At 68.1% G+C, this 11,985-nt stretch carries 9 protein-coding genes; 7 read left to right on the top strand and 2 right to left on the bottom strand.

Going from position 1 to position 11,985, the window contains the following annotated elements; all coding sequences use genetic code 11:
- The first annotated feature begins 1 nt into the window (after position 1).
- Both BJ987_RS02815 and BJ987_RS02810 read left to right on the top strand, forming a co-directional pair.
- A complete protein-coding gene (locus tag BJ987_RS02815; RefSeq protein ID WP_209884378.1) occupies positions 2-436 on the top strand; it encodes a MarR family winged helix-turn-helix transcriptional regulator in 435 nt (144 codons plus the stop codon).
- 266 nt (positions 437-702) lie between these two features.
- The gene (locus BJ987_RS02810; RefSeq protein WP_209884376.1) at positions 703-1,992 is read left to right on the top strand and encodes a M18 family aminopeptidase; all 1,290 of its coding nucleotides are present in this window, start codon (positions 703-705) and stop codon (positions 1,990-1,992) included.
- Here the strand turns inward: BJ987_RS02810 and BJ987_RS02805 are convergent.
- Positions 1,944-3,149, bottom strand: coding sequence for a glycosyltransferase 87 family protein (locus BJ987_RS02805; RefSeq protein WP_209884373.1), 1,206 nt, complete (start codon positions 3,147-3,149; stop codon positions 1,944-1,946). The genes BJ987_RS02810 and BJ987_RS02805 overlap by 49 nt on opposite strands.
- Positions 3,150-3,579: 430 nt before the next feature.
- Between BJ987_RS02805 and purL the strand changes: the two genes are divergently transcribed.
- The 4 genes from purL (at position 3,580) to BJ987_RS02785 (ending at position 8,884) form a co-directional block, all read left to right on the top strand.
- The gene (purL, locus tag BJ987_RS02800) at positions 3,580-5,874 is read left to right on the top strand and encodes a phosphoribosylformylglycinamidine synthase subunit PurL (RefSeq protein ID WP_209884371.1); all 2,295 of its coding nucleotides are present in this window, start codon (positions 3,580-3,582) and stop codon (positions 5,872-5,874) included.
- Between the two features lie 172 nt (positions 5,875-6,046).
- A complete protein-coding gene (locus BJ987_RS02795; RefSeq protein WP_307869435.1) occupies positions 6,047-7,801 on the top strand; it encodes an alpha/beta hydrolase in 1,755 nt (584 codons plus the stop codon).
- Between the two features lie 71 nt (positions 7,802-7,872).
- Positions 7,873-8,478: a CPBP family intramembrane glutamic endopeptidase gene (locus tag BJ987_RS02790; protein ID WP_307869434.1), complete on the top strand. Its 606-nt coding sequence runs from the start codon at positions 7,873-7,875 to the stop codon at positions 8,476-8,478.
- Between the two features lie 10 nt (positions 8,479-8,488).
- Positions 8,489-8,884, top strand: coding sequence for a sterol carrier family protein (locus BJ987_RS02785; protein ID WP_209884367.1), 396 nt, complete (start codon positions 8,489-8,491; stop codon positions 8,882-8,884).
- A gap of 1 nt (position 8,885) precedes the next feature.
- On the opposite strand, the gene BJ987_RS02780 is transcribed toward BJ987_RS02785, so the two are convergent.
- Positions 8,886-10,211: a YhgE/Pip domain-containing protein gene (locus BJ987_RS02780; protein WP_307869432.1), complete on the bottom strand. Its 1,326-nt coding sequence runs from the start codon at positions 10,209-10,211 to the stop codon at positions 8,886-8,888.
- Positions 10,212-10,377: 166 nt separating this feature from the next.
- Between BJ987_RS02780 and purF the strand changes: the two genes are divergently transcribed.
- Positions 10,378-11,943: an amidophosphoribosyltransferase gene (purF, locus tag BJ987_RS02775; protein ID WP_209884363.1), complete on the top strand. Its 1,566-nt coding sequence runs from the start codon at positions 10,378-10,380 to the stop codon at positions 11,941-11,943.
- Positions 11,944-11,985: the final 42 nt, after the last annotated feature.

Raw genomic sequence — 11,985 nt, 5'->3', positions numbered from 1 at the left:
AATGACGACCATTGTAGGCCGACATTCCACGCTGCACGGTGCGCTGCGAGCCGCGGAACACCGCTGGTTGCGCCACCTGGACGAGGCATTGTGCGCCAGGCGGCTTTCCGCTGATCAATGGTCGATGCTGTGCAATTTGACCAGTGATTCCGGCATCACCATGAGCGAACTGGCGGTCCGCTCGCAGCTGGCGCCCTCCTCGGCGACCCGGCACGCGGACTACCTCGCCGAACGCGGCCTGATCTTCCGGCTGCCGGCCGAGGAGGACCGGCGCCGCATCCTGATCGGGCTCAGCACGCTCGGCGCGGAACTGGTCGCTTCGGTGCGGGCCGAGGAGGTCCGGGCCGAGCAGGAGTTGCGCGCCCGGCTGGGTGCGCGCCGCTACAGCGAATTGCTGCGTGTGCTCGAGCTCATATCCAGCGCCGAATTGCCATAAACCACATACTCTCTGAGCTTTTGCTTTCGTGCGATCGCCTCAAGAGTTCACTTCGGAAACTTCTGTCTCTTGCGGATCACCGCTCTTGAATTTTCAAATGAAATTGCATTTGCGAAGCCAAGTCGGTGGCCTTACCCGCGTGCATCTCGGAACCCGGACGCGTTCGGGGTCATGCGCCGTTCACTCGCCTTCCCTCGGACGGGCATCGAGGCGCGGGAGTAGGTCGAGGAGATCGCCCTTATCCGGCGGCGCATACGATCATGATCATGCCCGCGACTACCACCGCTGCCACGGCCACGGGGTTGTGCCAGTTCATCGATGCCTCGCCGAGCCCGTTCCATGTTTGCCGGACCGTCGCGGCGGAGTTGGACGCCCACGGGTTCACCGAATTGGCGGAGGCGGCCCCGTGGCCTGCCGCGCCGGGCCGGTACTACGTGATCCGCGGCGGTTCGCTGATCGCCTGGGCGAGCACCGAGGACACCACGCTGCCGTTCCGGGTCCTGGGCGCGCACACTGACAGTCCGAACCTGCGGGTGAAGCAGCAGCCGGATCTGTCCAGCGCGGGCTGGCAGCTGGTCGGCCTGGAACCCTACGGCGGGGCGTGGCTGAACTCCTGGCTCGATCGCGAGCTCGGCATTTCCGGCCGGCTGAGCGTGCGCGCCGGAAACACCGTGCGGGACAAGCTGGTTCGCATCGACGACCCCATCCTGCGGGTGCCGCAGCTGGCCATCCACCTCGCCGAGGACCGGCGCGCGGTCCAGTTGGACCCGCAGCGGCATGTGAACGCGGTGTGGGCGGTGGCCGGGCGGCCCCAGCCGTTCCTGGAGTACGTCGCCGAACGGGCGGACGTGGCACCGGAGGCGGTGCTCGGCTGGGAACTGATGACCCACGACCTGACCCCGAGCCGGTTGATCGGCCGTGATCACGACCTGCTCAGCGCGCCCCGGCTGGACAACCAGGGCACCTGCTACGCCGGTCTGCACGCCTTCCTGGCGGCGATCGACGAGCCCGGCGCTGCCGTCCCGGTGCTGGTCATGTTCGATCACGAGGAGGTCGGCAGTCAGTCCGACCGGGGCGCGCAATCGGATCTGCTGCCGACGGTGCTGGAACGGATCGTGCTGGCGCGCGGCGGTGGCCGATCCGAATTCCTCACGGCGCTGGCGGGTTCCGTCGTCGCCTCCGGCGATATGGCGCACGCGACGCACCCGAACTACCCGGATCGGCACGAGCCCGCGCACCGGATCGAGGTGAACGGCGGCCCGGTGCTGAAGGTGAACCAGAATCTGCGCTACGCCACCGACGCCGCGGGCGCCGGCGCCTTCGCACTGGCCTGTGCCCAGGCGGGAGTTCCGTTGCAGCGCTACGTCCATCGCGCGGATCTGCCGTGCGGGTCCACCGTCGGCCCGATGACGGCCGCGCGCACCGGTATGCGCACCGTCGACGTCGGCGCACCGCAGCTGGCCATGCACTCGGCGCGGGAAATGATGGGCACCGCGGACGTGCCCGCCTACGCGGCCGCGCTTGCCGCCTTCCTCACGCCCACCGCGGCGGACTGAGCCGCCCCGGCCACCAGGACCGCGAGGGCGGCCAGCACATAGCTGCCGCCGACGAGCTGCTGCCACCAGGTCCACGCCAGCTCGCCCCGCCAGGGCAGGTGCCACTGCGGGCCGATGAGCAGCAGCGCCGCGCACGCGGCGACCGAGCCCAGGAACCACGGGTTGCGGTTACCGCGTTGGATGGCGTTCGCGGCGACCAGCAGCGCCGGTGCCGTCCAGACCCAGTGGTGTGACCAGGACACCGGCGAAATCAGCAGCAGGGCAAAGGCATTCACGAGCAAGGCGGTCACCGTCGCGCCCGTGTCGAGCAGTCCGCGCATCCACACCACGGCGAGTGCGACGACGATCGCCGACACCGTGAGCCAGAGCGCGGTCGCCACCGGAGCGTCGAGTCCGAGCCGGAACAGCAGGCCCTTGATCGATTGATTCCCCGCGAAATGCGGCGACCCGATGCGTCCGGTGTCGACGATGGTGTGGAACCAGTACTGCACCGAATCCCTGGGAAACAACACGAAACCGACGCCCACCGCGCCGAGCGCCGCCAGGACGATGGTCTTGACCGACTTCCAATCGCGACGCAGCAGGAAATACAGCAGGAACGCGGCGGGAACCAGCTTCACCGAGATCGCGATTCCGATCAACATGCCGCGCGGCCAGAACGGTTTGCGGACCAGGCAATCCGCGGTGACCGCCGCCATCAGCAGCACATTGATCTGCCCGAACCCGATGGTCTGCCGCACCGGCTCCAGCAATTGCGCCGCCGCGACGGCACCGACGACCAGCGCCGGGACCAGCGGTCGCTCGAGCTCGGGCCGGATCCGGGCGAGCACCAGCCACAGCGTGATCCCCAGACCGAGCACCGACAGCGTGATCATCAGCACCGTGGCCGCGGGCAGCGGCAGCAAGGCCAGCGGCGTGAAGAACAGCGCGGCCAGCGGGGGATAGGTGAACGGCAGATGAATACCCAGCACCTGCGGCAATTCGCCATAGAGGTCGCTGCCGTCCAGCCAAGCCTGCGCCCCATGGCGATAGACCAGCAGGTCGATGAACCCCCGCCACCAATGCGCCCGCAACGACACGAGCACAGACACGACGAACGCCACCCCCGCCCCCAGCAGCCACCGCCGGTCTACTTCCAGCCCTGATCGCCCTCTCATCCCCGCACCCCGCCGCTCGACTGCGGCATGCGCGGTGTGCACTGCCGCATGGATCGCTCGCTACGCCCGCTCATGACTCCGCCTCGCTGCCCCTGGGTCCATCATGACTGAGTGAGCCATCGTGTGACTTTCGCTGCGTGCGCTCACGGCGGACAGCGTAGTGGGGTGGGCATCTTCGGGAGAGTGTTCGGCAACCTGGCTTTCAGGGGCAGATAATGGCTTTTGACAAGGCGTTACATCGGTGGATGTGGATTCGGGCTCGGCGAATCGCAATTGGTGAGCAAATGCTCCCCGGTTCTCTAGCCGGGTAGGCACCGGGTGACCTGGGCGCTCCCTCTAGACTGGGCCAAGGCACCTCGCCGCAACCCAGTGACAATGTGTGTCGCTGCTTGCCGTTCCCCAGGCCCGGCCGAAAGGACCCAGGTACTCCGTGACTCCGCAGGTCGATACCGTCAGCGCTGCCGCAGCAACCCCCGATGCGCCGCAACCGTACAAAGAACTCGGCCTCAAGGACGACGAGTACGCCCGCATCAAGGAGATTCTCGGCCGCCGGCCCACCGATGCCGAGCTGGCCATGTACTCGGTGATGTGGAGCGAGCACTGCTCCTACAAGTCGTCGAAGGTGCATCTGCGCTATTTCGGTGAGACCACCACCGACGAGATGAAGGCGTCGATGCTCGCGGGCATCGGCGAGAACGCGGGCGTGGTCGACATCGGCGACGGCTGGGCGGTCACCTTCAAGGTGGAATCGCACAACCACCCGTCCTATGTGGAGCCCTATCAGGGCGCGGCCACCGGCGTCGGCGGCATCGTGCGCGACATCATGGCCATGGGCGCGCGGCCCATCGCGGTGATGGACCAGTTGCGCTTCGGCGCGGCCGACCACCCGGACACCCGGCGCGTGGTCGACGGCGTGGTGCGCGGCGTGGGTGGCTACGGCAACTCGCTCGGCCTGCCCAATGTCGGCGGCGAGACCGTCTTCGACGCCTCGTACCAGGGCAACCCACTGGTGAACGCGCTGTGTGCCGGTGTCATGCGGGTCGAGGACCTGCACCTGGCTTTCGCATCCGGCACCGGTAACAAGATCATCCTGTTCGGTGCGCGCACCGGCCTCGACGGCATCGGTGGCGTCTCCGTGCTCGCCTCGGACACCTTCTCCGGCGACGAGTCAGGCACCGGCCGCAAGAAGCTGCCCGCTGTGCAGGTCGGCGACCCGTTCACCGAGAAGGTGCTCATCGAGTGCTGTCTGGAGTTGTACGCGGCCGGTCTGGTCGTCGGTATCCAGGACCTCGGTGGCGCCGGACTGTCCTGCGCCACTTCCGAACTCGCGGCCGCCGGTGACGGTGGCATGCACATCGACCTGACCAAGGTCCCGCTGCGCGCCGCCAACATGACCCCCGCCGAGATCCTCTCCAGCGAATCGCAGGAGCGGATGTGCGCGGTGGTCACCCCGGAGAACGTGGACGCGTTCATGGCCGTCTGCAAGAAGTGGGACACGCTGGCCACCGTCATCGGTGAGGTCACCGACGGCGAGCGCCTGGTGATCACCTGGCACGGCGAGACCGTGGTGGACGTGCCGCCCCGCACCGTCGCGCACCAGGGCCCGGTGTACGAGCGCCCGGTGCGGCGCCCCGATTACCAGGACGCGCTGATCGCCGACACCACCGACAACCTGTCGCGCCCCAAGACCGGCGACGAGTTGCGCGCCACGCTGCTGCAGATGCTGGCCAGCCCGCAGCTGTGCAGCCGCAAGTGGATCACCGAGCAGTACGACCGCTACGTGCGCGGTAACACCGTGCTCGCCGAGAACGCGGACGCGGGCGTCATCCGGATCGACGAGAAGTCCGGCCGCGGTATCGCGTTGGCCACCGACGCCTCCGGCCGCTACACCAAGCTGGACCCCTATGCCGGTGCGCAGCTCGCGCTCGCGGAGGCGTTCCGCAATGTCGCCACGACCGGCGCCACCCCGAAGGCCGTCAGCAACTGCCTGAACTTCGGTTCGCCGGAGGATCCGGGCGTGATGTGGCAGTTCCAGCAGGCCGTGCGCGGTCTCGCGGACGGCTGTGTGGCCCTGGGCATTCCGGTCACCGGCGGCAACGTCAGCTTCTACAACCAGACCGGCCAGGACGCCATCCTGCCGACCCCCGTGGTCGCCGTGCTCGGTGTCATCGACGACGTGCACCGCCGGATTCCCACCGGCCTCGGCCTGGAGCCCGGTGAGACGCTGATCCTGCTCGGTGAGACCCGCGATGAGTTCGGCGGCTCCATCTGGTCGCAGGTCGCCCACGATCACCTCGGTGGCGTGCCGCCGAAGGTCGACTTCGCCCGCGAGCAGCTGCTGGCCGAGGTGCTGAAGTCGGGCTCCCGCGACGGCATGATCAGCGCCGCGCACGACCTGTCCGAGGGCGGTCTGGCGCAGACCGTGGTGGAGGCCGCGCTGGCCGGGGAAACCGGCTGCCGCATCCTGCTTCCCGAGGGTTCCGACCCGTTCGTCCAGCTGTTCTCCGAGTCCGCCGGCCGGGTACTGGTGGCGGTGCCGCGCACCGAGGAGACCCGCTTCACCAAGATGTGCGACGCGCGCGGCTTGCCGTGGGTGCGCATCGGCGTGGTGGATCAGGGTTCCGACGAGCTCGAGGTGCAGGGCCAGTTCACGGTTCCGCTGGCGGAACTGCGCACGGCTTTCGAGGGCACGCTGCCAGAGCTGTTCGGGGCGCACACCGCCTGATAAACGGCGAAACAGGCGGGGCCGGTACCCATTTCGGGTACCGGCCCCGTTCGCGTGGTGGCTGGACAACAGCGACATGCCGAGGAACCCGTGCTGCCACGCGGACGCCTTTTCGCCCGGCGAAAGCCGAGCGGAGCGCGGTCCCGGTGGACGAACCCCGCATACTGTTCGGGTGCTCGAGAAGGCCGGTGCCCTGACGAAGCTGCGTACGCGCGGCGTCGTAGTGGTGCGCCGGGTCGAGGACATCATTGATCTGAACTATGTCGGGTTGATCTTCGCGACGCTGTTCTTCGCGTTGTCGGTGACACCGTCACTGGTGCCGCGGGACTGGTTGTTCCAGGGTCTGATCAGTGGCATCAACGCCGCGCTGGGTTACGGCGTGGGCTGTGTGCTGGAGTGGTTGTTCCGGGTCTGGGTGCGGCACTCGCCGAAGCTCGGCCCGCGACTGCGCGCGGCCGTCCCGCCGACCTGGGTGCGCTATGCGGTGAAGTCGGCGATCCTGCTCACCGCCGCGCTGTGCGCCGGGTTGATGCTGGTGCAGTCCGCGCGCTGGCAGCGCGAGATCACGGCGCTGATGGGTATGGAAGGCACCACCACCCCGGCCTACCTGCGTACCGGATTGCTGAGCCTGGTCGTCGGCGCCGCGGTGGTCGCGGGCTACCGCACCATCCGGGAAATCGTGCTGGCGCTGGCACGCCAGCTCAACCGCTGGATCCGCGTGCCCCGGGAGTTCGCGCCCGCTCTCGGTCTGCTGCTGCTCACGATCTTCACGGTGACGGTCGTCAACGGTGTCGCCTCCCGTGCCTTCTTCGCCGTCGCCAACTCCGCTTTCAGCGTCCGCAACGACCACACCTCGGCGAACGCGGTCCAACCGCAGCTGCCGGAACGCTCCGGCAGCCCGGCCTCGCTGGCCAAATGGGAGACCCTCGGCTTCGAGGGCCGCTGGTTCGTCTCGCACGGCCCGTCCGCGAGTCAGATCGCCGAGCTCACCGGAAAGCCCGCCCGCGAACCGATTCGGGCCTATGTCGGCCTCGAATCCGCCGCGGGCGGCCCCGAGGCCCAGGCGCAGCTGGCGGCCGCCGAACTCGAGCGCACCGGTGCTTTCGATCGCAAGGTCATCGTGGTCGTCACCACCACCGGCACCGGCTGGGTGAATTCCATGGCGGCCGGCGCCATCGAGTACATGTACGGCGGCGACACCGCGATCCTGGCCTCGCAGTATTCCTATCTGCCGAGCGTGCTGTCCTTCCTCGCCGACCGCGGCAAGGCCACCACCGCGGGCAAGCTGGTGTTCGACGCGGTCCATTCGCATTGGTCGGCCCGCGCACCGGAGTCTCGTCCCAAGCTGCTCGTCTACGGCGAAAGCCTCGGCTCCCAGGGTTCGGAGGGCGCCTTCGCCGGTCTCTCCGATCTCCGCGCGAAGGTCGACGGCGCGCTCTGGGTGGGCCCGCCCAACTCGAATCAGATGTGGAAGCAGCTGGTTTCGCGTCGCGACCCCGGCTCTCGGGAGGTCGAGCCCCTGTACGCCGACGGGCTGGTGGTGCGTTTCGCCGCCGACAGCGCCGACCTCGCCCGTCCCAGCACCGAATGGCGGTCGCCCCGGATCGCGTACCTGCAGCACCCGTCCGACCCCATCGTCTGGTGGTCCACGGATCTCATTTTCTCCCAACCGGATTGGCTGGCCGAACCGCGCGGGTCCGATGTCTCCTCGCAGATGCGCTGGTGGCCCTTCGTCACCTTCTGGCAGGTCGCCGCCGACCTGACCAACGCGCAGGGCGTCACCGACGGCCACGGCCACCGCTACGGTTCGCTGGTCCTGGACGGCTGGGTCGCCATCGCCGAACCTCCCGGCTGGACCGCCGATCTTTCCGACAAGATCCGCGCGCAGCTGGAAGCCGCCGAAGATCTGGAGCGGGAGCTCAAGTGAACAACCCCGCGACGCGACTGTCATCCCGGCGGACGCCGGGATCCAGCAGCCCCGCGAGAACCATTGCGGCCGTGGGTATCCCACTGCTCTGGAACAACCTCCTACTACCCAATCTCCGCCTGAACCTACGCGGCCGCACCGCCGCCAACGCCACCTTCGCGAGCGCGTACGCCCTGGCGTTCCACGGTGCACCACACTGGTTTTCGGCGCGCGGCCTGCGAATCGGCCTCATCTGTGCCGGTGCCACCACCGCCGGATATGCTGCGATACTCGCAATTCCAGCCCTCCGCGCGAAACTGGTCGAACTCGCCGACCACGATCCCGAGGTGTCACCCGCTGAATGGGCGGCAATCCACATCCCCATCGGCACCGCCTACAGCGAAGAACTCGTCTTCCGCGGCACCTTGGAACCGTTTCTGGACAACGCTTTCGGCTCGCGCCGGGGCGCCGTCCTGGCTGCGCTCACCTTCGGCCTCTGGCACATCCACCCCGCGCGCGCCGCCGGCGACAGTGTGCCGGGCACCATCGCCCTCACCACTCTCGGCGGCCTGACCTTCGGCTGGCTCCGCCGCCGCAGCGGCAGCGCCACCGCCCCCTTCCTGCTGCACTGGGCTCTCAACGCGGACGGCGTCATCGCTCCGCGCCTGGCCCGCCGGCCTGTCGGACCGGCGCAGTAATCTCGCCTGCGTGGCAGGACGAGCAACCGTAGACCCCGCCGAGCTGCGCGCAGCCGTGGCGGCGGTAACTCCTTGGCTGGTGGACGAGACTCAGGCCGCGCCGCCCCGCGCGGCGCTCGCGGCGGCCGTCCGCACCACCGCCCGCACTCTGGCCGCCGCCGCCCCGGGCCATTCGGTGGAGGTCCGCGTCCCGCCCTTCGTCGCCGTCCAGTGCATCGAGGGTCCCCGCCACACTCGCGGCACCCCGCCCAATGTCGTGGAAACCGATCCGCGCACCTGGCTGCTGCTGGCCACGGGTCTGCTGGATTTCGCCGCGGCCGCCGACGCGGGCGCCGTCACCGCGTCGGGCAGTCGCGCTGCCGAAGTCGCCCACTGGCTCCCGATCGCCAAACCGGCAATCGGTTGAGCTAGCTGTCGACCACGATCTCCGACCCGCGATGCAGGCCCTTGCGGTCGTAGAACCGGGTGACCAGCAGCCCGAGTACCAGTCCGATGGCCATGCCCAGCACCGCCATCCAGACGCCGCGCGCCAGACCGGCCTGGTAGTTCCCGTCGAAGTACAGGATCGACCGGACGCCGAGGAACACCTGATGCATCGGCTCGAACTGGGCCAGCCAGCTGAAGTAGGGGGGAGTGGCCTCGATCGGGACGGTGCCGCCGGAGGAGGGCAGGCCCAGGATGATGAACAGGATCAGGTTCACCAGCAGGCCCGCCGAGCCGATGGCCGCGAGGATGGCCAGCCCGGTGATGCCGACGCCCGCGATCGCGAGCACCCCATACAGATACAGCGCGAACGAATTGCTCATCGGCATGCCGAGGGCCTTGCCGACCAGCACGAAGACCCCGGACACCACCACCGATGTCACGACCATCACACCCCACTTGATCAGCAGCGTCGTCCAGCGCGAGATCCGGGTACGGGGATAGTGCACGAACCACGGTCCGTATTCGGTGGGCACGACACCCAGCGCCGCGTCGATCATGGTGTGGATGGTCATCGAGCCGACCAGACCGGCCAGCAACAACAGCAGCGCGTAGAAGAAGGCCGTCAGGCCTTCGCCGGTGCCCGAGGGCAACTGCCGGAACGGTTCGACGATGATCTCGACCGGGTCGGCCAGCGCGAGCCGGGTCGCGGCGGTGAGCTCGGGCGGCTTGCCCCCGTCGGGCGGGGTCAGCTGGGTATTGACCTGCTCGGTGAGTTGCTGACCGACCTGTTTGTCGACCTGTGTGAGGGCCTCGTTGCCCACCTTCTGCACGATGCTGGTGACGAACGCGCCGGTGCGCGGATTGGTCTGCAGGGTGATCGTCGGCCGCTGGATATCGCCGGGGATCACGCTACCGACGCCGAGAATGCCGAGTCGCTTGCTGAAATCGCTGGGAATGAGGATGGCGCCGTAGACCTCGCCGTTCTGCATTTGCAGTTCGGCCTCGTTGATGCCGAGTTCCCGCAGATCGATCTTGTCGGCGGGGATGTTCTGCTTCAGCGCCGCGGCGATCTGACTGCCGAAGTTCACCGGCTGTCGGGCCTCCGGGGGTCCGGTGACATCACCCACATCCTGGTTCACGAGCGCGATCGGGAAGTCGTGCAGATTCTTCTCCGGGTCGACCACATAGGCGAGGTACATGGTGCCCAGCAGCGCCATGAACAGCGTCAGCACCACGATCGGTGCGAGCCAGGCGCGTGGTCGCAATCGAGGGGCCCGGGTGTTCTCCACTTCCGCCGATGTCGTCACGTCGGGGACGCTAACAGCAGTCGGAGCCGATATTCGGCACCCGCGCCCGGTGTCTCCGGTCACTCCTGCCGGTGGATTGCCGCCCGTATGCGGTGGCGGTGCTCGGTGCTCGATTTTCATCCGTAGAATGATGTTGCCCCCAGCCCGCCCGAATAGGGAGCAAACGTTGACCGACGTCAGCCAGGCCGTCAATCCCGATCAGGACGAGAACGAACCGCGCGAAGAGTGTGGTGTTTTCGGTGTCTGGGCCCCGAGCGAGGACGTGGCCAAGCTCACGTACTACGGGCTCTACGCGCTACAGCATCGCGGCCAGGAGGCGGCGGGTATCGCGGTTTCCGATGGGTCGCAGATCCTCGTGTTCAAGGACCTGGGCTTGGTCAGCCAGGTCTTCGACGAGCAGACGCTCGCGGCCATGCCGGGGCATATCGCCGTCGGCCACTGCCGCTACTCCACCACCGGCGGTGTGACCTGGGAGAACGCGCAGCCGATCTTCCGCACCACCTCGGTCGGTTCCGGACTTGCCTTGGGGCACAACGGAAATCTCGTGAACACCGCCGAACTGGCCAGCCGTGCAAGGGAACTCGGCCTTGTCGGTGCCGGCGTGCAGGGTGGCCGGCCGCAACCGGTGGGCGCGACCTCCGACTCCGACGTGATGACGGCGCTGCTCGCGCACGCCGCCGCCGATTCCTCCATCGAGCAGGCCGCGATGGAACTACTGCCCACGCTCAAAGGCGCGTTCTGCCTGACCTTCATGGACGAGCACACGCTCTACGCCGCGCGTGACCCGCACGGTGTGCGCCCGCTCTGCCTGGGCCGGCTGGACCGCGGCTGGGTGGTCGCCAGCGAAACCGCAGCATTGGACATCGTGGGCGCCGCGTTCGTCCGCGAAATCGAACCGGGCGAACTGCTGGCGATCGACGCCGAGGGCGTGCGCTCCATGCGTTTCGCCAATCCGGAGCCCAAGGGCTGCGTCTTCGAATACGTCTATCTGGCTCGGCCGGATTCCACCATCTCCGGCCGTTCGGTGCACGCCACCCGCGTGGAGATCGGCCGCCGCCTGGCCAAGGAGCATCCGGTCGACGCGGATCTGGTGATCCCGGTGCCGGAATCCGGTACGCCCGCGGCGGTCGGCTACGCGCAGGGCTCGGGTGTGCCCTACGGCCAGGGCCTGATGAAGAACGCCTACGTCGGCCGCACCTTCATCCAGCCCAGCCAGACCATCCGCCAGCTCGGTATCCGGTTGAAACTGAACCCGTTGCGCGAGGTGATTCGCGGTAAGCGGCTCATCGTCGTGGACGATTCCATCGTGCGCGGCAACACCCAGCGCGCCCTGGTTCGCATGCTGCGCGAGGCGGGCGCCTTGGAGATCCACGTCCGTATCGCCTCGCCGCCGGTGAAGTGGCCGTGTTTCTACGGCATCGACTTCGCCTCGCGGGCGGAGCTGATCGCCAATGGCGCCGGCGCCGACGACAGCTACGACGACATGATCGAGGCCGTGCGCCGTTCCATCGGTGCGGACAGCCTCGGCTATATCTCCACCGAGGGCATGATCGCCGCCACCGAGCAGCCCCGGTCCCGCCTGTGCGCGGCCTGCTTCGACGGTGATTACCCGATCCCGCTGCCGACCGAGGCGGCCATCGGCAAGAACGTCCTGGAGGGCATGCTCAGCGGCCAGTCCGAGGCAATGCTGTTGAGCGAGAACGCGAACGCGAGCGCGCTGAGCCGCCCCTGATATCGAACCCATGACCGAAGGCGGCCCCGCGGGGCCGCCTTC

Source organism: Nocardia goodfellowii (assembly GCF_017875645.1).
Lineage (GTDB): Bacteria > Actinomycetota > Actinomycetes > Mycobacteriales > Mycobacteriaceae > Nocardia > Nocardia goodfellowii.
This window is presented reverse-complemented; position numbering and strand designations above follow the sequence as displayed.

Bases quoted from the DNA above. Each gene is read 5' to 3' on its own strand.
- BJ987_RS02810 (WP_209884376.1), top strand. From the start codon at position 703: ATGCCCGCGACTACCACCGCTGCCACGGCCACGGGGTTGTGCCAGTTC.
- BJ987_RS02815 (WP_209884378.1), top strand. From the start codon at position 2: ATGACGACCATTGTAGGCCGACATTCCACGCTGCACGGTGCGCTGCGA.
- BJ987_RS02805 (WP_209884373.1), bottom strand. From the start codon at position 3,149: ATGAGAGGGCGATCAGGGCTGGAAGTAGACCGGCGGTGGCTGCTGGGG.